This is a genomic window from Thalassolituus sp. UBA2590, from assembly GCF_002339775.1.
Taxonomy (GTDB): Bacteria; Pseudomonadota; Gammaproteobacteria; order Pseudomonadales; family Oceanobacteraceae; genus Thalassolituus.
In genome coordinates this window covers 1-17957 of the sequence record NZ_DDKU01000137.1, presented here as the reverse complement: position 1 = coordinate 17957, position 17957 = coordinate 1, and the positions used below count along the sequence as shown (strand labels likewise).

The window sequence follows — 17957 nt, the reverse complement described above, 5'->3', positions numbered from 1 at the left end:
TGCCGACTTCGATGGTTACAGTTCATTTGATCAATACCTCCGTGACTATGAGCGCCAGTCTGCTGATGTCCGCCTGATGTCAGGCACTGATGGCCGTCTATTTAATAACACTACTGACTGGGTAGCAGGCATCTACGCCATGCAGCGCAACGAAGACCTGACCCGCAACTACACCTACGATCCAGTATTCACCAGTAAGCTGACGTCCACATCAATTGCGGCCTATGGTGAACTTAACTCCGATCTGTCATCCACACTGCGCCTGATCACAGGTCTACGTGTTGAAAACTGGGCAAACGATTTCGAAGACAACACTGGCCTGAGTGAAGGCACCGACGAAACCTTGGTCGGCGGCCGTATTACACTGGAAGCACTGGTGAGCAACGAGCACCTGGCCTACGCAACACTGGCGCGCGGCTATAAAGCCGGTGGCGTGAACAGCGAACCCGTGCTGGATGATGAACTGCGTACCTTCGACGCCGAAATCAACCACAGCATTGAGCTGGGTCTGAAATCATCACTGCTGGCTGACAGTCTGAAAACTCGCATTGCCGCGTTCTACATCGACCGCACAGACCAGCAGATCAAGAACTCGTTCAGCTACATGGAAGATGGGGCGCCGAAGTTCAAGGATTACATCGGTAACACCAAACAAGGCAAAAACTACGGCATTGAGCTGGAATCTGACTGGGACATCACTGAGCGTCTGAACTGGGCGCTGAGCTACGGCTACCTGATCACAGAAATCGGCGAATACACCTATGAATCTGAATACTACGGTGTATTCGTTCAGGACGGTCGTCAGCAGACACATGCTCCTCAGTACAGCGCATCTACCGCACTGACCTATGGTCTGACTGATGCTTTGTCTGTACGTCTGGAAAGCGAAGCTAAAGATGAGTTCTACTTCTCAGACAGCCATGATCTCCAGTCAGAAGCCTACGTCCTTTGGCATGCCCGTATCGCCTACGCCAAGCCAGACTATGAGGTCAGCCTGTATGGCCGTAACCTGACCGACCGTGATTACGAAGTACGCGGTTTCGGATTTGGTAACGACCCTCGCGATGGCTACTCCTCGTACGGCTATGTCCAGTACGGCGAGCCTCTGACTTACGGTGTCGAAGGTAAGCTGTATTTCTGACCTTTATGCAGGAGAGGATCTTATCCCCGAGCATCGGCAATAACGGTGTTCGGGAAGAAGCTTCCCTCCTACACATCAAACACTGGAGAACACTATGGAAATCTCAGTAGAAATCAGCAAATACCCATTAGCAGACGACTATATCCCGGCGATCAAAAGCTTTATCGACCGTCTGAATACCATCGACGGCCTGACCGTTGTCACCAACACCATGAGTACTCAGGTATTCGGCGACCACGAGCTGGTGATGAACACCCTGCGCGATGAAATGAAGCTGAGCTGGGAAACCTACGGCAAAGCGATTTTCGTCTGTAAGTTTATCGGCGTGAATCTTGACCCGGCGCTGAACCCCCACGGCTAACACGGCGAGCAGTGCTCGGCCTTACCGCATGTAGGGTGCGCACTGCACACCATTCATTTTGATCAAATACGAACACCGGGAGCCACCATGCTCAACACCATTATTTCAGGCGCGATTGAATACGCTCAGACAATGAGTCACTGGGAGACCACTGCGGTACTTCTGGGTGTTGCCTATCTGGTGCTTGCGATGCGTCAGAGTCAATGGTGCTGGTACGCGGCTTTTGGCAGCACAGCGATCTTCAGCTGGCTCTTCTTTGATGTGTCGCTGGTGATGGAGTCTGCGCTGAATGTTTACTATCTGGCGATGGCTGTTTACGGCTGGCTGGCCTGGCGTAATGGTTCTGCGGAATCACCGGACCTCCCGGTTCAACGTTGGGGAGTTCAGCAGCATGGCATCGCCATTGGCGGTGTTGTGCTGATCAGTCTGATCAGTGGATGGCTGCTGACGAACAATACCAATGCGGCTCTGCCCTATCTGGATTCATTCACCACCTGGGGAGCCGTACTCACGACCTGGATGGTAACACGCAAAATACTGGAAAACTGGCTGTACTGGGTCGTGATCAACGCTGCAGCAATCTATCTCTATATAGACCGCGGGCTCTACCTGACGGCTGTACTGATGGCCTTTTATGTCGTGCTCGCGGTGGGTGGTTACCTGTTATGGCGCAGAGACTATCAAGCCCAACAAGCGTCACCTCAGGCTGCTTAGTGAGCTTAGATATGATTCCTGAACAGATTCTGGCTGAGTGGCATCAGTGGGGATTAGCGTCACCACCTGACTCTATCCTGAGCATCCACGGAGGCCTGACCAACCAGAACTATCTGATCCGCAGTGAGGGAACCGAAGTGCTGCTGCGTCTGAATAATACGGCAACATCACTGGGTATTTACCGCGACGAAGAGCTGGCAATTCACCAGCATATGGCCAAAGCAGGGCTTACCCCAGCCTTGAGATATCACTCGTCTGAGCTTGATTATTGGGTACGTGATTTTATCCCCGGAACACCCCTCGCTGCCGCGCCATCAGACGACGATCTTCAGGCAGCAACGAAAGTGCTTTCTACTGTCCACGCCCAGCGCCCCCGGGCCAACCTGCATACTCTCGATGTCCAGGCCGCATGCGCTCAGTATCTTGCCCAGTGCGATGGCTATTCAGAAGCTGTCATCAGACTGAAAGAAGAAGTGTCTCAGCTTGTACCTCTCCCTGCCGATGACGCCTGCTTGTGCCACCTTGACCCTTTGCCCGCGAATTGGCTGCGCGATAGCGAAGGTAAACTCTGGCTGCTGGATTGGGAATACGCAGCACTGGCCCACCCGTCTCTCGACTACGCCGCCCTTCAGCTGCAATTACCAGAGAATAAGCAGGCCTTGTTCGAATCATTCATTCCTGAGAATCTTCGTGCGGTGATGGCCGACGCGCGCGCACAGGTTCGGTTACTGGATCTCTCATGGCGACTGGCACACGCGACCGGATAAACTCCCTGCTTGGTTAGGTGACGCCATATCCAGAGCCACAATTGCCTCTGATAATTGAACGCTCGGTACTTCAGTGAACGGCCTTGATGAATATGAGCACAAAGCGATGCTATCAAAGGCTTGGGTTGCCAGGCATATCCAGAGAGGGAAGAAGGAGACGCGGACACCCGACCGACAGGCGCTTTGAAATTGTTCTGGAAGGAAGTTATCTGGGCACCAGCGTCCGCCAGCGGATCTGATCCTGCTTTAGCCAGCTTTCTTCAGGTCAGGTACTTCTCACCGGAAGTACCTTCTCTTTTCGTTATCAGTTATCACCGTAGACAATTTTATATTTTAATTTGTCGAACCACTGCGTGCTCAGAAGCACCCGCATCCACCACTGAATTTTCGCGCTGGGGCCGACCAGATAACGTGGCTTAGGTTTTTTTGCTGCCAGGGCTTCAAGCACTGTATTAACCACAACTTCTGGTTTCACAGCCTTATCGACGCTTTTGCGCACCGCGTCTTCCGAGCGTTTCGAGTCGGCTTCATAAAACTTACGTATTTCTTCAGGCTGGCGCGCTAATTTTTCATGCACCGCCGAAAATGTTTTTTCCCACAACGGGGTGGCCACTGCTCCCGGATTAATCAGAATCGTTTCAATACCAAAACGACGAAGCTCAACTCTGAGCACATCGCTCAATCCCTCGATCGCATATTTAGACGCTACGTACGCACCGGCAAAAGGCCAGGCGACTAAACCGGATGTCGAACTGACATTAATAATCCGCCCTTTGGTCTCGCGCAAAAATGGCAACAGGCTCCGGATCATGCGTGCTGTACCGATCAGGTTGGTTTCCATTTGCCACTGGAGATCGTCATCACTCTGAATTTCCAGAGGGCCAATCACTGCGACACCGGCGTTATTAATCAGGGCATCGACTTTAATATTTTCATTCCGCAGCAGCTCAACCAATGCATTAACCTGTTCAGGATTACAGACATCCAGTGCAACAGGTCGTATGTTGGCATGAGCATCCCCCAGACGATCCAGGTCTTCCTGCTTACGGGCACCTGCGAAGACGGTATACCCCTGACCAGCTAATTGCTCAGCCAGAGAAAAGCCAATACCGGTAGAAGCACCCGTGATTACAATCGCCATTATTTTTCACTCCACTTAAACTGACTGCGGAACAAAGGTCGCGGCATCACCTGCAACGCACGGGAAACCATACGAATCTGCCAAGGGAAAACATATCGCATTTTCCTGCGCTTAATTGCCCGGGCAATTTTTCGGGCAGCCCGTTCAGAGTCCATCAGGAATGGCATTTTTTCGAGATCAGGATGCGTTGCCCGCGCCAGCGGTGTATCGATGTATCCCGGCATAATCGCCGAAACCGAGATATTCTGATCGGCGTAACGGAGTGACAAGCTTTCACACAGCATGTTCACCGCCGCTTTAGAGGCACAATAGGCTGGCGTCTGACCAAAACCATTGAGGCCTGCTGCACTGGAAAGAATTGCGATTGAGCCAAATCCCTGTGCCTGCATCATCGGCAGTGCACCTTCAACGGAGTTGAGCGCGCCACGCAAATTCACATCCAGAATAAGGTTAGAGCGATCAAAATCCAGAGGACGCCCCTGAACCGGCGATCCATCATTCACGCCTGCCGCCGCAATAAGAATATCCAGCGAACCCTGAGCAAACTCACCAATAACCTGAATGCAGGATTCGCGTGAGGTCACGTCAAGTGAGTAAAATTCAACGAGTTCAGGCTGATCAGGAAAAGCACGGATAAAATCATCATGATCGCCGCCGCAGACTCCGACCCGATGACCGTATTTCAGATAGTATCTGGCCAGAGCAGCCCCGATACCCCCAGTTCCCCCGGTGATGAAGACGTTCATATGACTCCCTGCTTGTCTTTTTAATAGCGGCGCGATTTTATAACCGCCCTGAAAAACGGGCAAGGACGCCGGGACTAAACGGCACTATTCGGCGCAAAGTATCCTTTTTGGACAACTATCGGGATTAGCGAGTTTTATCCAGCATAGAGTGCACACATTTCAATTTACCGACCACCACTGGATTGATCACAAATGGGTAGGCATCCGCCAGCCCCATGCTGCGGTTCAGTGCATTCAGCTTGACACTGAACTCGCCCCAGCAGTCGATCAGCCGCTGAGGATCACAGATGCCCTCATCCTGTGGCAGAGTCAGCCCCGCGTATTGACCAAAATCGATCAGATCCCACTCCCGCGCGGTTTCAAGCGTGTCGATAATGTGCAGGTAATGAGCAAAGGTTTCGGCCCAGTCTTCCCACGGATGCATCGACGCGTAGGCACTGATAAATTGACTGCGCCAGCTCTGATCTTCCGGATCTCGGGCATAATGCTTATCCAGAGCAGCCTGATACGAGAGATCGGGATCTCCAAACACCTCGCGGAACCTGATCAGGCGAGCCTCGTCCGGCTTGACCAGTAAATCCCAGTAAAAGTGCCCGACCTCGTGGCGGAAATGCCCAAGCAACGTCCGGTACTGCTCACCCATATCAACGCGCATGCGATGGCGGGCAACGTCATCCGCCTCTGCAAGGTTAATCGTGATATCACCCTGTGCGTGCCCAGTGAACACGGCAGCAACATGCGTCAATGGCGTGCGGAAATGGTCACTCGCGTCTTTATCCGCCATGAAGTGAAAGCTAAGTCCTTCCGGCGACTGCCGTTTATCTGGCATCGGTAGACTGAGTGAATCCAGAGTAAACAGCAGGCGACGCTTGGCCCTTTCCAGATTGCCCCAGAGCTCAGCGTGCCCCTCGACCGTCAGGTCTGGAATATTGTCGTTAAAGTGGCAGGCAAAGCAGAGCGCGGGTTCGGCGCCTATACGATCCGCAGGAATCATGGCGTTACAGACACCGCTCGCACGATTAGCACAAGGTACATAGTCGCGGCCCTTGTAATGAAAGCCGCCGTCTTTATTCTGATCGAATACCAGCATGTCGCGCTCTTCAAAACACCAACCGACCTGACGCTGGCAGCTCAGGCATTGGGTATTCTCAAAAAACAGCGCGACGGGTTTGCTATCACCAGCAGTGCAGTCACACGAAAAATAGCGCATAAGACGTTCAGCCTTTCGATAAGGATTTACCGCGATGCCAACGCAGGCGATCCCGGTATTCCGTAGGTTGTTTATGCGCTGGGAGTTCTTCGCTGCGGCTTTTTGCCATACGCGCGGCCAACAGGCGACTCAGCCAGAAACGCAGCGCAGCACCACGCAGAACGGTATTCCACATGCCACTCTCAAACTCCGACAGCGGGCGGACACTTTGATATCCAATAAGAAGCGCCTCGAAGCGCTTTGGGTCGAGGCCGCTATCGTCAGAAGCACACCAATCGTTGGCAACAATCGCCAGGTCATACAGCCATGCACCTTCGCAAGCGTTGTAGAGATCGAGGATCGCGGTCAGCTCATCGCCATCAAAGAGCGCGTTGTCATGAAACAGATCCGCGTGAATCCAACCATGGGGCAACTGACACCACTGAGCTCGCTGAGCTTTCTGGAACGCCAGTTCGTCGGTTAGCAGCGCCTTGTCGCTCGCTTCCAGATCGGTAGATAGCTCTGGCGCGATACTCTGCCACCAGTCATAGCCGCGCTCGTCATGGCGCGGATCAGGCAGATCACTGGAGGCCAGATGAAACTCCGCCAATTCGCGACCGATAGCCTCGCATTGCTGCTCCGATAACTGATCTGGATGAGACCCGGTAAAACGTCGGCACAGTATCGCGGGTTTATTCTTCAGGCTGTGCAGCCAAACGCCCGACGCACCTTCCACCGGACTCGGGACGCACAGATCTTTCTCCCCCAGATGACGGGCCAGCCGGACAAAATTACGGACTTCATCCGGCGCATGATGCTCAAACAGAGTAAGCACATACTCACCCTGTGAGCTAGTCACTGCATAGTTGGAGTTTTCAATACCGGCACTAATCGGCGAGTGTTCCACCAGTTCACCGAGATCGAAATGTGACAGCAGATCAGATACATCTGCTGCCGTCAGAGAGGTATAAACCGCCATAGGAAATCAGATCACCAGCGAAACAGTACCCACTTCGGCACCCGCATATTCGGGGCATCCGTGCGCTCAAATTCTTCCGCTTCGCTTTGAGTTGGTGTCAGGTAATACGCTGGGCCGACTTTCGGCTGTACCTTGATCTCAACGATCTCGCCGTTTACCCGGAACTCGTAATAAGTATTGTCGCCATCGTTGCGAATGGTCACTGTTTCACCGGCAGGTTCGGCGGCCAGCGCACTCGCTGAGATTACAGCGGAGAGAACTGCAGAGATAAGGCCAACAGCCAGAGTTTTTGGCATCTTCATGGTAGACTTCCCGTCCAGTAACGTCGTTAACACCAGTGTACCTGAGAGGGCTGGTAAGCGTCAGTCTTCCTTTGATTTCAAGGCCAAACCAAGATGTCTGAGACCGCAAAACCTGTGATTCTTGTTGATGGGTCGTCGTACCTGTTCCGTGCATTTCACGCGATCCCGATGCTGACCAACTCCAAAGGTCTTCACACCAACGCCATCAAGGGCGTGATCAGTATGGTGAAGCGGCTCAACAAAGATTACCCGGAGTCTCAGGTCATCGTGATTTTCGATGCCAAAGGCAAAACCTTCCGAAACGACATCTACCCGGAATACAAAGCGCACCGCCCGCCCATGCCCGATGAACTGCGAGAGCAGATCGAACCGATTCATAACATCATCCGCGCCATGGGCCTGCCGCTGTTAATTATCGACGGCGTTGAAGCCGACGACGTGATCGGCACCCTCGCCGCGCAGGCGTTAGAACACAAACAGGACGTAATCGTATCCACCGGCGATAAAGACATGGCCCAGCTGGTGAACGAGCACGTCTCGCTGATTAACACCATGAACGACGTCTTCATGGATGTAGACGGCGTGAAAGAAAAATTCGGTGTCCCGCCAGAGCACATCATCGACTACCTAGCGCTCATGGGCGACAAAGTCGATAACATTCCCGGCGTGCCCAAAGTCGGTGAAAAAACCGCCGTCGGCCTGGTTGCCGGTTTAGGTTCACTGGAAGACATTTACGCCAACCTCGATAAAGTCAAAGAGCTGAGCTTCCGTGGCGCAAAAACCCTCGCGCCAAAGCTCGAAGAACACAAAGATCAGGCCTTCCTGTCGAAAGAACTCGCGACCATTAAGTGCGACGTTGAACTTGAGCAAAGCCTGACCGAAATCAAAAGTGTCGAGCCGGATCAGGAAACTCTACTGGGCTTATTCCGCGATATGGAATTCAAAGCCTGGATTGCCGAACTGTCGGATGAAGTAGGCGACGACGTCGCAGCAAAAGTAGCGGCCAGCGCGACGAACTCTTCTTCTAAGGCTTCGACGGCGACAGCATCTGAAACTGACGACGAAGAAAATATTCCAACGCCAGACGTATTCACGGGCAAAGGCGAATACGAAATACTTTTCGAACAGGCCGAGCTTGATCACTGGATCGATCAATTAAAATCCAGCGAATTATTCGCCTTCGATACCGAGACTACGTCGCTGAATTATAAAGACGCCGAAATTGTCGGCGTGTCTTTTTGTACTGAGGCAGGCAAAGCCGCCTACGTACCACTGGCCCACGACTATGCAGGCGCACCTGAACAACTCGACCGCGATGCCGTGCTCGCACAGTTAAAGCCGATCTTAGACGATAAAAATCTGAAAAAAGTCGGCCAGCATATGAAATACGATGCGCATGTATTAGCGAATTATGGCATCCAGTTAAAAGGCGTGGAATTCGATACCATGCTTGAATCCTATGTGCTGGATTCCGTCGCGACTAAGCATGACATGGACAGCCTGTCACTCAAGTACCTCGGCCATAAAACCGTTAAGTACGAAGACATCGCAGGCAAAGGAGCAAAACAGCTGACCTTTAACCAGATCGGCATTGAAGAAGCAGGCCCGTATGCCGCTGAAGACGCCGACATCACGCTGCGCCTGCATCAGATGCTGTGGCCGCAGCTGGCTGCCCGTAAAGCGCAATCCAAAGTCTTTAAAGACATCGAAATGCCGGTCATGCCGGTACTGTTCGAAATGGAAGAGAACGGCGCCTTAATCGACGCAGAAAAGCTCCACGAGCAAAGCGCTCAGATTGAACAACGCCTGCAGGAATTGGAGCGCGCTGCCCACGACAGCGCCGGTCAGGTATTTAACCTGGGTTCACCAAAACAGTTAGCCGAAATCCTGTTTGAGAAGCAGGGCCTGCCGGTTGTTAAAAAGACACCGAAAGGCGCGCCTTCAACCGCTGAAGAAGTGCTGCAGGAACTCGCCGAAGAATACGAGCTGCCGCGTCTTATTCTTGAAAATCGCGGACTGGCCAAACTAAAAAGTACCTACACCGACAAGCTACCATTAATGATGAACAGCAAAACCGGTCGGGTGCACACGTCTTACCATCAGGCCGTGGCAGCTACTGGTCGTTTATCGTCGACTGACCCGAATTTGCAGAATATTCCGATCCGTTCAGAAGAAGGCCGCAAGATCCGTCAGGCGTTTATTGCCCCAGAAGGCTACAAACTGGTCGCGGCCGATTACAGCCAGATTGAACTAAGAATCATGGCGCACTTATCAGGTGACCAAGGCTTAGTCAGCGCCTTTGCGGAAGACCGCGACGTTCACCGCGCGACTGCCGCCGAAGTCTTTGGCGAGAAAGAAGAAGACGTCACCGACAATCAGCGTCGCAGCGCCAAAGCGATTAACTTCGGTCTGATTTACGGCATGTCAGCCTTTGGCTTAGCCAAGCAGCTCGGCATTGCCCGTGGCGAAGCCCAGGATTACGTGAGTAAATACTTCGAGCGTTATCCGGGCGTGCGCGAATACATGGACAACACCCGCGAACAAGCGAAAGAACAGGGCTACGTTGAAACTCTCTACGGCCGCCGTCTGTACCTGCCGGATATCCGTTCATCCAACGTCCAGCGCCGCCAACATGCCGAACGCACCGCGATCAACGCGCCCATGCAAGGCACCGCCGCCGACATCATTAAACGCGCAATGATCCGCGTACACGAATGGCTGCCAGCCTCAGGCTACGACGCCAAACTGCTGATGCAGGTACACGATGAACTGATCCTTGAAGTACGCGAAGATCAGGCCGAAACCTTTGCGGTAGAACTGAAAACCCAGATGCAATGCGCAGCGACGTTAGACGTGCCGCTCATTGTGGATGTGGGTATTGGGGATAACTGGGAACAGGCGCATTAAGCGCCTGTTTTTCTACAGAAAAATCTTCGCCAAATTTTCTTCAAATACAACACCACCAAGATTCTCTTTGATAGCAATATCTCTGAATTCATCACAGCACATTAAAAAACTATTATGTGCAAACCCTGGTTTAAACAATGCCTTGCCAGATATTTTTTCGGATTTCAGAGTAAGTGATGTAGGAATATGAAGAGAGTCTTCTGAATCTATCTGAAACTTAGATTGTTCAGCATCAATAGAATCGCCGCCGATACTATCGAGACAGTTAAAAAGCCAGAAACCATCTTCCAGCGGTAAAAACTCTCCAGCACCGGATAAAAGACTCTCTAGCGCTGATTTAGCTTTAGAGCTGAGCACCAAACACGAATAGTTCCAGACAGAAATATCGGGGACTTGGTTTGTCTTTGTATCAGATTCGAATATCACTGAAACTGGATTCCAATCATCTTTTAGACGATCAATAAGTGTTTCATTTTTTTGTGAAAACCATACTTTGACGCCGTCGAACTGCTTTCGCATCGCTCTGAAATCTACAAAAGCCTCATGATAACTTTTTACGTTATTCAGCAAGCGATAGGTTGTCATAGGGTTCGTTCCATTTTCCTTTAGGGAGCATTACTTCTTCTGGAAAGCTAGCATGTAAAAGATCACTACGTGTTGCTAATAAGCGTGAGCGCATAACCTGCTCACTGAACACACCGGCAAATCGGATGTTTAACCAAGCGTAATAATTATGGCGATGAATACGGCTATGAGGCACAGCTTTCGGGTATGGCTGCTGTCCTGCGTATTTCGTTCGGGAAGGTAACCAACAACCGTTATGCGCATCATCAATGCCAATCTGGAGTTCAGCAAGTAGTGCCCGTAATTGCCAAGACCGTGTATCACCGCCGGCAATAATAGCATGCGCATGCCAATAGGGGCTCGGTCTCGCAAAGCCTTCCGCCCGCATATGATCTCCCAATTTCAGGGAACAGTGCTTTTCATCCTCGAGCTCATCAACGTCTTTCGCCTGACATTCCTGGCGGTATTGCGCAAGACCTGCTTGCACCTGTGCAACCGCTTGAATACGACCACGCTCATGCTGCACGAAACGGCGCCAACGATCAGGATCTTCTTTCAATTTGATATTCTGAGCTAACCGAGCCTTGTAACCATTTAAGGCACGCTCTAACGAAGTCTGAAGCGCGTATGGCACGTCTTTTTGCGGTTCCATCCTAAATTCTTCCTAGATGCTCATCCATTAATGTTGGACGATGCCAACACGAAACCACTGCAATCATATGACCCCCCTCTGCATCTATCAAATAAATGGTGTCATTGATCCTTCGGACTGCCAATTCGTCCTTTATACTGCGCGATAGAACGACCTAAGTGCGCGGAGTTGTTTGCTGAACGCAGCAAATGTACCGTTTCCATCAGGCTGCTGTAATCATGGAGAGACATCACCACCACGACGCCTTCACCAGAGCCATTGATAACGATGGGCTCTGCGTCGTTAACAACCTGATCAAGTACGTTATTAAAATTGTCTCTCGCTTCGGTAAACGGGATTGTTTTCATAGGCCATCCGCTGATCGGTTAATCATTTGCGCTATTTTTTAGTGTTCTGCCGGTATCTCACTCGTCGTGTTCTGCCTACCCAGCACTCGCATGATCTCTACGTAGCCATTATTGATCTGATAGTAGATGCTATCCGCACCACATACGCAGCGCCGATAGCCCAACCGGACATGATCAACCATTGGGTAGGTTAATGGATTCTCTGCAATGGACTCGAATCTTCCAATCAATGCGTTGTAATACTTCTCGGCCTGAGCGTCGCCAAACTCCCGAACGCCAAACCAGTAAATCCGCGCAAGATCCATCTTCGCTTGTTTACTTATTTTATAGGTCATCCCGTCCTAATCCGTTTTTGATTTCCTGCAGTATCTCTGCCGGTGTCTGATCTGTGAAGCCGCTGCGTTCACCTTCAACAAGGCGCGCCCGAATCCACTCAACTTCCCGTTGGGCTTCCTGTTCTCTGAGCTGACGCTCACGAATCAGCTCGCGCAGCACTTCGCTTTCGTTGCCGTAATGCCCGGCACTGATCTGGGCTTTGAGCCAGGCATCCTGCTGATCGGTGACGGTAATGCTCTTTTTGACCATGGCCATAAAAAGGTTACTCCAATACTCTTTTATACTACTTAGTAGGATAATAGCGGTGACTTGATCGACGGGTCAATTGGCTGCAAACTAACCAAATCAAACGATTCGCATGGTTTGAACGATATGAACAAGATGACTGCCAATCAGGCAAAAACGCATTTCGGCGAGTTACTATTACAGAGTCAGCGGGAGCCGGTGCAGATCACCAAAAATGGCAAGCCAGCGGCAGTGGTGCTTTCGGCGGAAGATTACGCCTCGAATGAAGAACTGAAACTGCAGCTACTGCAATTGAGAGCGGTACAGGCAGAAAAAGACGTAGCGTCTGGCCTGACGACCGATGGCGATGCCTTCCTGAGCGAGTTAACGCAACAGGATTGACCCCTGCTCCCTACTCCCTACTGAAACGCTATGACTCATTACTCGCTCACGAATGCTGCTCAGGCAGACTTACACCAACTCAAGGTTTACTCAGATGAGCGCTGGGGAGTGCCTCATACGCGCGAATATCTGATGGCGTTGCGCACCAGCTTACAGACGCTCGCAGAGAATCCCGGAATAGGCAAACACCGCCCGGAGGTCAGTGCTTCAAGCTACAGTTTTCCGTTTCGTAGCCATGTGATTTATTACCTCAGCGCCGAAGCTGGGATCACGATATTTGCGGTGTTGCACAAACGGATGGTACCCGAAAAACATCTGAGGCCTGAAATCTGAGGTCTGCTGAGCTGGGCGCTTCTGGACTGGGCGCCCCTCAAGAGAAGCGCCCAATATTACTCAGCTGATCTGCGGAATAATCTCTTCCATCATGCGCTCGGCGTTGGCGGCAATGGTCAAGGCCGGGTTAGCCGAGCCGCTAGAGCCAGGAATCGCTGCGCCGTCGACCACGAACAAACCTTCTACCCCGTAGACTTTACCACTGAGGTCACAGGCACTGCCCATGGCAACACCACCAAGCGGATGCCAGGTGCCGAACCAACCTGCTTCGTTGATCTTACCGCCACCGCTCTGCACCATTTTTTCCATGGTGTGTACGAGGGCATTGTGGGAGTTTTCATTGGCGTCGCGATCCCAGTTAAGTTTGATCTTGTCCGTCCAACGATTGTAGGTAACGCGGGAGTTCTGATCCGGCACCACCATGCCCATCTGTAACTGAGTAAATTCCTTTGCAACTGATGTCGGCGAGTGCATGTAGCCAGTGATCTTATATGGGTTTTCGGTATCGAAGGCCGCAATAGATGGTGGCCCACCCTGAATCGGTGCAGTCGAAGTGTTGATGTCGTTACGGCCCATCAGTTCATCACCGTTGGTACCCCACTCCGCACCGACCTGATCGTTCAGGCCCGGAATATCGCCACGTTCTTTTGCGCGCAGCAGCAGACGTGTGGTGTGCAGCGAACCTGCGCCCATGAAGAGATAGTCACACTCAATTACGTGCTTACCGGTGATTTTGCCTTTTTCGTCCAGCATGTCGCAGGTAACGCGATAGCCACCGCCACTGTTGGCGTGAATATCGGTCACAAGATGCTGCGGACTAATGGTGACGTTACCTGTCGCTTCGGCATCGACCAGATAGTTGCGGTCGAGAGTGTTTTTCGCGCCGCTGTTGCAGCCGAATACGTATTCGCCGACAGAGGCATACCGTGGTTTGGTGCCGTTAAGTTCTTCGCGGATGACATCCCAGTCAAAGCTGACGTGGCTACGCACAACTTCAAGGCCAGCGTCTTCTGCGCTTTGGATAAACTCACGCTTGGATGTGTAATTCGGGTGATTCAGTACATCGTCCGGAATCGGACCGCCACTGATGCGATCGAGCACGCGCGGATAATAGACCTGATCCATGTCGGTGTAGGACAACATGGGCAGCGCATCTTCGAAGGCTTCTCGTTTAGGCTGCAGCAATACACCACCGTATACAACAGAGCCGCCGCCTAAGCAGGCACCACAGCCCACAGCGATTGACGAATCGACGAAGTATTCCACCATGCCCATGGAGCCCGGTATCAGTGAGCTTGGGTTGGTCCAGAGAACGGTGTCGTTGATCTTCAGAGTCGAGCCAGTTTCTGCCAGCGTTGGGTAGCTCCCTTCACCTTCGTATTCCCAGTGTTTGCCACGCTCGAGCAGCATGGTCTGAATGCCCGCTTCGGCCAGGCGCAGTGTGGCAACTGAGCCACCAAATCCGGAGCCTATCACCAGCGCTTTGGTCTGCGAACGAGTTGTTCTGGTAAACCAGCCTGCATTGGCTGTTGGAGCAGTTGAGGCTGCAGCAGCGACACCCGCCGCGGCTGAGCTTTGTATGAACTTACGTCGATTCATCTTGGCCATTTTTATTCTTCTTTTTAGTTTTTCTGTGTACGAACGGTGCAATAGAGTTTCCACAGTTAGCCTGCTACGCGCAGATTACCCGCGCAATACGGGTGTGTAGCATCGGCTCGAATAGACCAAGAATTTGGAGGAATATGAGAAAAAGGGATAAAAAAAGGCCCGGCAGCCATTGGGGGAAACTGTCGGGCCAACTTCGGATCATTGGGGGAAGTACCGAAGGAAAAAGAACTACCCTTCGCGTTCAAGTGACCTCAATCACACTTAATCGCAGGAGGAATATTTTAACTATAGACCCTATTTTCAACTTTGCCGTGCGATCCATCACGTTTTAAGACAGATTTGTCATTATGTCTGTCTTTTAGCTTCATTCTGGCTATATCAGGTGTTCAACAACCCTGAAATGAATAATTTAACCGATACTTGGCCATATAAGACCGTTCTTACGACCTGTCTGGCCCGAAGAATCGTATACGTGAGCCCTGACATAAGTGAGACTGGTCTGCCACGTAACACCACACTACAAAAATAAATATGGTGACGAAATGAAGCCTATCAATACCATGCGCTCTGCTCTTGCGGTCACGATGACTGCACTGGCGTCGGTCAGCTACGCTGACGAGCTGTGTAACCCAACCTCTCTGAATACCTGTGCTTTGCCATTCCCTTCGACTTACTGGATGGAAGACGATGCAATGAGCCCAACAGGTAAGACCATCCAGGTCTCCAACGCCATGATCCGTCCAGAGATACTGGCTCAGTTGCCAGCGGATGAAGGATTTACTCCGGAAGGTATCTTTAATGGCGCCAGTGGTTTTTCCGCTGCCAGTGCCGCTGTTTTCGAGTTTAACAGTGCGCCAGATGCGGCCTCTCTGCCTGAGAATGGTGGCGCTGCCGTCGTCGCCATCGATCTGACTACCGGTAGTCAGGTTCCGGTTCGTGCCGTCATCAGTGAGTACTCACAATCCGATAAAGTGAATGGCACCGCACATGTGGTTGAGGTTTATCCTCAGTCTCGCTGGGAATACGGGCACGAAATCGTAGTGGCGATCACGACAGATCTGGATCTGGAGTCACCAGAAGCAGGCCTGGTATCGAAGATTTTATCTGGCACTGCAGATCAACGGGCCTATACACAGGATCTGATCTCCACTCTGACGGCCAACGGTGTAAATCCGTTGAGCGTACGCAATGCCACCCGCTTTCTGGTACGCGATCGCGCAGAAGTGATCGAGCCAGTATTCAACGCCATTGCTGACGTTCGTGATCGCGAACACCCAGTACGTAACCTCGACGTGAGTTACAACTACACCAACCGTGACGTTGCCGCTCGCGTTGAAGGTGAAGTTCTGGTTTACAACTATCGTATGAAAAACGGTACGAGCAACGTGGATTACGACGCTGAGCCTATGGAACAGTGGGTTGAATTCCGCCTGACTCTGCCTGCAGCGTCGCGCGATGGTGCTGCTCCGGTTGCTTTGTATGCGCATGGTCTGGGCGCTAACAAAGAAAGTGATGGCGTGGTATCTACCATGAACGCTGAAATCGGCGTTGCCACCTTCTCAATTGGATTTCCAAACCACGGCGCACGTGGCGATGCGGATGGTGGCTACGTGTTGGCGAACGTCAGCACCGATAAGCTGGGTATCCCGGTGGGTATGATTAACCAGAACGCGATCGACTTCGCATCAGCGCATCGTGCACTGGAAACCACTCTGGCGGACATTGATGTAGTTGGCAAGAAAAGCTGGCGCAGCTGGTACGGCAACAAAGCCGATGGTGTTGCTGACATCGATTCAACTCAGGTCATGATGCAAGGTACTTCGCTCGGCGGCGTATTGGGTTCAACCTACGGCGCAGTCAGCCCTACTATCAAAGGCGGCGTATACCATGTGACGGGGGTAGGTGTGACCAGCATTCTGGCCAACTCGATCCTGTGGGTTCCTATGTTCTCGAATCTGGTGCCCTCTGAAGCGAATGGCGCAGAAGCTATTATGCTGCGTGGTGCAATTCAGCAAACGCTGGATCACGGTGATTCGATCAACTACATCGATATGTTCCGTCATCCACAGCTTGGTAATGAGGCTCGTCCACTGATGCTGACTAACGGTGCTGGCGACACGATCGTACCGAACTCAAGCAGTGTTGCTGCCGCTAACCTGGCTGATCTGCCGATTGTTGGCGAGCCGCTGTTCGATATGCCAAATGTGCGTGTTGAGAGCGACTTTGACGAGGATGGCTATGGTATCCGCCACTACAAGCCGGTTGTTGGAACCGTTCCTCTGATCTGGGAGGGTGAATTCGCTGAAGAAGCATCCCATGCCTCTGCGCACCTGATTTTTGCTCGCGCTTCGGATCGCCCTGATCAACAGGACTTCATCAAACGCTTTATCTTTAAAGACTGACGACTGAACCGTAAAAAAGGAGGCAACAGCCTCCTTTTTTTACGAAATACTAAAGAATTTACTCATTCCTGAGCAATAAACGGTGCATCCAGCCACTGAGTCAGTTTGCTCTGTAGATCACCTAACCCCTCACGATTATGGCTTGAGAAGGTCTGGACCGTAACAAGGTCGCCCAGATCAGCAACGGCCTTTTTAACTTTTAACAACGTCGTTTTCGCAGGCCCACGCTTAAGCTTATCTGACTTAGTCAGCAAGATATGAACAGGCATACCGGCTTCTGCAGCCCAGTCAAGCATAGCGTTGTCGAAGTCCTTGAGAGGGTGGCGGATGTCCATCAGGAGAACCAACCCGCACAGCGCCTGACGACGATTCAGATAGGTTTCGAGCTCCTTCTGCCACTCATTCTTCTTATCGACCGGAACTTTTGCGTAGCCGTAACCGGGCAAATCGACCAAGGCCAGCTTACTTTCGCCAAGGCGGAAGAAGTTGATCAATTGCGTTCGTCCGGGAGTTTTACTGGTACGAGCCAGCTTCTTATTCGCCGTTAACGTATTGAGTGCACTGGATTTACCGGCGTTAGAACGCCCGGCAAACGCGACCTCACGGATGATGTCCGTCGGGCACTGGCTCAGTTTGGCAGCGCTCTTTTCGAACTCGGCATTGGTGTAAATCAAGGTTTCCTGAGCTGACATAAGGTATTGGTAATGACCGTCCGGAAAATAATGGTATATAATGAGCGCCCTTCAGCGCAGATCCTATTCTATCATAGAGGGATAATTCTGAAGTGGTGTGTTTGTCGGAAACCTGTGGCTATAACTAAAGAGAGAGATCAGACCATGAA

Annotated in this window: 20 protein-coding genes; 8 read left to right on the top strand and 12 right to left on the bottom strand. The window is 51.8% G+C overall.

Annotation, left to right across the window (positions count from 1 at the left end; genetic code table 11):
• The 4 genes from B2067_RS12065 to B2067_RS12050 all read left to right on the top strand — a co-directional run.
• The coding region (locus tag B2067_RS12065) for a TonB-dependent receptor (protein WP_301388613.1) at positions 1–1141 on the top strand (1141 nt) is incomplete at its 5' end.
• A gap of 94 nt (positions 1142–1235) precedes the next feature.
• On the top strand, positions 1236–1502 hold the full coding sequence (locus tag B2067_RS12060; protein ID WP_068434962.1) for a YkoF family thiamine/hydroxymethylpyrimidine-binding protein: 267 nt from the start codon (positions 1236–1238) through the stop codon (positions 1500–1502).
• An 87-nt stretch (positions 1503–1589) separates the two neighbouring features.
• Positions 1590–2216 carry a nicotinamide riboside transporter PnuC gene (gene pnuC, locus B2067_RS12055; protein ID WP_301388611.1) on the top strand — a complete coding sequence of 209 codons (627 nt, stop codon included), beginning with the start codon at positions 1590–1592 and terminating at the stop codon, positions 2214–2216.
• Positions 2217–2227: 11 nt separating this feature from the next.
• Positions 2228–2983, top strand: coding sequence for a choline/ethanolamine kinase family protein (locus B2067_RS12050; protein ID WP_301388610.1), 756 nt, complete (start codon positions 2228–2230; stop codon positions 2981–2983).
• Between the two features lie 304 nt (positions 2984–3287).
• Here the strand turns inward: B2067_RS12050 and B2067_RS12045 are convergent, their stop codons facing one another.
• The 5 genes from B2067_RS12045 to B2067_RS12025 form a co-directional block, all read right to left on the bottom strand.
• Positions 3288–4124, bottom strand: coding sequence for an SDR family oxidoreductase (locus B2067_RS12045; RefSeq protein WP_068436166.1), 837 nt, complete (start codon positions 4122–4124; stop codon positions 3288–3290).
• Complete coding sequence (locus tag B2067_RS12040; protein WP_068436164.1) at positions 4124–4870, bottom strand: SDR family NAD(P)-dependent oxidoreductase; 747 nt, start codon at positions 4868–4870, stop codon at positions 4124–4126. Before B2067_RS12040 ends, B2067_RS12045 begins: the two co-directional genes overlap by 1 nt.
• Positions 4871–4994: 124 nt before the next feature.
• The gene (locus tag B2067_RS12035; protein ID WP_068436160.1) at positions 4995–6080 is read right to left on the bottom strand and encodes a zinc-binding metallopeptidase family protein; all 1086 of its coding nucleotides are present in this window, start codon (positions 6078–6080) and stop codon (positions 4995–4997) included.
• Between the two features lie 7 nt (positions 6081–6087).
• A complete protein-coding gene (locus B2067_RS12030; protein WP_301388609.1) occupies positions 6088–7038 on the bottom strand; it encodes a homoserine kinase in 951 nt (316 codons plus the stop codon).
• A gap of 11 nt (positions 7039–7049) precedes the next feature.
• Complete coding sequence (locus B2067_RS12025) at positions 7050–7340, bottom strand: DUF2782 domain-containing protein (RefSeq protein ID WP_245820038.1); 291 nt, start codon at positions 7338–7340, stop codon at positions 7050–7052.
• A gap of 93 nt (positions 7341–7433) precedes the next feature.
• Between B2067_RS12025 and polA the strand changes: the two genes are divergently transcribed.
• Positions 7434–10247: a DNA polymerase I gene (gene polA / locus B2067_RS12020; RefSeq protein ID WP_301388607.1), complete on the top strand. Its 2814-nt coding sequence runs from the start codon at positions 7434–7436 to the stop codon at positions 10245–10247.
• A 12-nt stretch (positions 10248–10259) separates the two neighbouring features.
• Here polA and B2067_RS12015 read toward each other — a convergent pair whose 3' ends face one another.
• The 5 genes from B2067_RS12015 to B2067_RS11995 all read right to left on the bottom strand — a co-directional run bounded on the left by B2067_RS12015 (position 10260) and on the right by B2067_RS11995 (position 12401).
• On the bottom strand, positions 10260–10832 hold the full coding sequence (locus B2067_RS12015; RefSeq protein ID WP_301377848.1) for an imm11 family protein: 573 nt from the start codon (positions 10830–10832) through the stop codon (positions 10260–10262).
• On the bottom strand, positions 10807–11463 hold the full coding sequence (locus tag B2067_RS12010) for an AHH domain-containing protein (RefSeq protein WP_297533715.1): 657 nt from the start codon (positions 11461–11463) through the stop codon (positions 10807–10809). Before B2067_RS12010 ends, B2067_RS12015 begins: the two co-directional genes overlap by 26 nt.
• 101 nt (positions 11464–11564) lie before the next feature.
• Positions 11565–11810, bottom strand: coding sequence for a type II toxin-antitoxin system Phd/YefM family antitoxin (locus B2067_RS12005; protein ID WP_297533714.1), 246 nt, complete (start codon positions 11808–11810; stop codon positions 11565–11567).
• Positions 11811–11848: 38 nt separating this feature from the next.
• On the bottom strand, positions 11849–12145 hold the full coding sequence (locus B2067_RS12000) for a type II toxin-antitoxin system RelE/ParE family toxin (RefSeq protein ID WP_297533713.1): 297 nt from the start codon (positions 12143–12145) through the stop codon (positions 11849–11851).
• Positions 12135–12401 carry a type II toxin-antitoxin system ParD family antitoxin gene (locus B2067_RS11995; protein ID WP_297533712.1) on the bottom strand — a complete coding sequence of 89 codons (267 nt, stop codon included), beginning with the start codon at positions 12399–12401 and terminating at the stop codon, positions 12135–12137. Before B2067_RS11995 ends, B2067_RS12000 begins: the two co-directional genes overlap by 11 nt.
• Positions 12402–12518: 117 nt before the next feature.
• Here B2067_RS11995 and B2067_RS11990 point away from each other — a divergent pair, with 117 nt between their 5' ends.
• A complete protein-coding gene (locus tag B2067_RS11990; protein ID WP_297533711.1) occupies positions 12519–12773 on the top strand; it encodes a type II toxin-antitoxin system Phd/YefM family antitoxin in 255 nt (84 codons plus the stop codon).
• 30 nt (positions 12774–12803) lie between these two features.
• Positions 12804–13106: a type II toxin-antitoxin system RelE/ParE family toxin gene (locus B2067_RS11985; RefSeq protein ID WP_297533710.1), complete on the top strand. Its 303-nt coding sequence runs from the start codon at positions 12804–12806 to the stop codon at positions 13104–13106.
• A gap of 60 nt (positions 13107–13166) precedes the next feature.
• Here the strand turns inward: B2067_RS11985 and B2067_RS11980 are convergent, their stop codons facing one another.
• On the bottom strand, positions 13167–14714 hold the full coding sequence (locus B2067_RS11980; protein WP_301388606.1) for a GMC oxidoreductase: 1548 nt from the start codon (positions 14712–14714) through the stop codon (positions 13167–13169).
• 542 nt (positions 14715–15256) lie between these two features.
• Between B2067_RS11980 and B2067_RS11975 the strand changes: the two genes are divergently transcribed.
• Positions 15257–17116: a hypothetical protein gene (locus B2067_RS11975; RefSeq protein ID WP_301388605.1), complete on the top strand. Its 1860-nt coding sequence runs from the start codon at positions 15257–15259 to the stop codon at positions 17114–17116.
• Between the two features lie 62 nt (positions 17117–17178).
• Here the strand turns inward: B2067_RS11975 and yihA are convergent, their stop codons facing one another.
• Entirely contained in the window at positions 17179–17808 is a 630-nt protein-coding gene (gene yihA / locus B2067_RS11970) for a ribosome biogenesis GTP-binding protein YihA/YsxC (RefSeq protein ID WP_273088494.1), read from the bottom strand.
• Between the last annotated feature and the right edge of the window lie 149 nt (positions 17809–17957).

Coding starts and splice junctions, on each gene's coding strand:
- B2067_RS12060 (WP_068434962.1), top strand. CDS start 1,236: ATGGAAATCTCAGTAGAAATCAGCAAATACCCATTAGCAGACGACTAT.
- pnuC (WP_301388611.1), top strand. CDS start 1,590: ATGCTCAACACCATTATTTCAGGCGCGATTGAATACGCTCAGACAATG.
- B2067_RS12050 (WP_301388610.1), top strand. CDS start 2,228: ATGATTCCTGAACAGATTCTGGCTGAGTGGCATCAGTGGGGATTAGCG.
- B2067_RS12045 (WP_068436166.1), bottom strand. CDS start 4,124: ATGGCGATTGTAATCACGGGTGCTTCTACCGGTATTGGCTTTTCTCTG.
- B2067_RS12040 (WP_068436164.1), bottom strand. CDS start 4,870: ATGAACGTCTTCATCACCGGGGGAACTGGGGGTATCGGGGCTGCTCTG.
- B2067_RS12035 (WP_068436160.1), bottom strand. CDS start 6,080: ATGCGCTATTTTTCGTGTGACTGCACTGCTGGTGATAGCAAACCCGTC.
- B2067_RS12030 (WP_301388609.1), bottom strand. CDS start 7,038: ATGGCGGTTTATACCTCTCTGACGGCAGCAGATGTATCTGATCTGCTG.
- B2067_RS12025 (WP_245820038.1), bottom strand. CDS start 7,340: ATGAAGATGCCAAAAACTCTGGCTGTTGGCCTTATCTCTGCAGTTCTC.
- polA (WP_301388607.1), top strand. CDS start 7,434: ATGTCTGAGACCGCAAAACCTGTGATTCTTGTTGATGGGTCGTCGTAC.
- B2067_RS12015 (WP_301377848.1), bottom strand. CDS start 10,832: ATGACAACCTATCGCTTGCTGAATAACGTAAAAAGTTATCATGAGGCT.
- B2067_RS12010 (WP_297533715.1), bottom strand. CDS start 11,463: ATGGAACCGCAAAAAGACGTGCCATACGCGCTTCAGACTTCGTTAGAG.
- B2067_RS12005 (WP_297533714.1), bottom strand. CDS start 11,810: ATGAAAACAATCCCGTTTACCGAAGCGAGAGACAATTTTAATAACGTA.
- B2067_RS12000 (WP_297533713.1), bottom strand. CDS start 12,145: ATGACCTATAAAATAAGTAAACAAGCGAAGATGGATCTTGCGCGGATT.
- B2067_RS11995 (WP_297533712.1), bottom strand. CDS start 12,401: ATGGCCATGGTCAAAAAGAGCATTACCGTCACCGATCAGCAGGATGCC.
- B2067_RS11990 (WP_297533711.1), top strand. CDS start 12,519: ATGAACAAGATGACTGCCAATCAGGCAAAAACGCATTTCGGCGAGTTA.
- B2067_RS11985 (WP_297533710.1), top strand. CDS start 12,804: ATGACTCATTACTCGCTCACGAATGCTGCTCAGGCAGACTTACACCAA.
- B2067_RS11980 (WP_301388606.1), bottom strand. CDS start 14,714: ATGGCCAAGATGAATCGACGTAAGTTCATACAAAGCTCAGCCGCGGCG.
- B2067_RS11975 (WP_301388605.1), top strand. CDS start 15,257: ATGAAGCCTATCAATACCATGCGCTCTGCTCTTGCGGTCACGATGACT.
- yihA (WP_273088494.1), bottom strand. CDS start 17,808: ATGTCAGCTCAGGAAACCTTGATTTACACCAATGCCGAGTTCGAAAAG.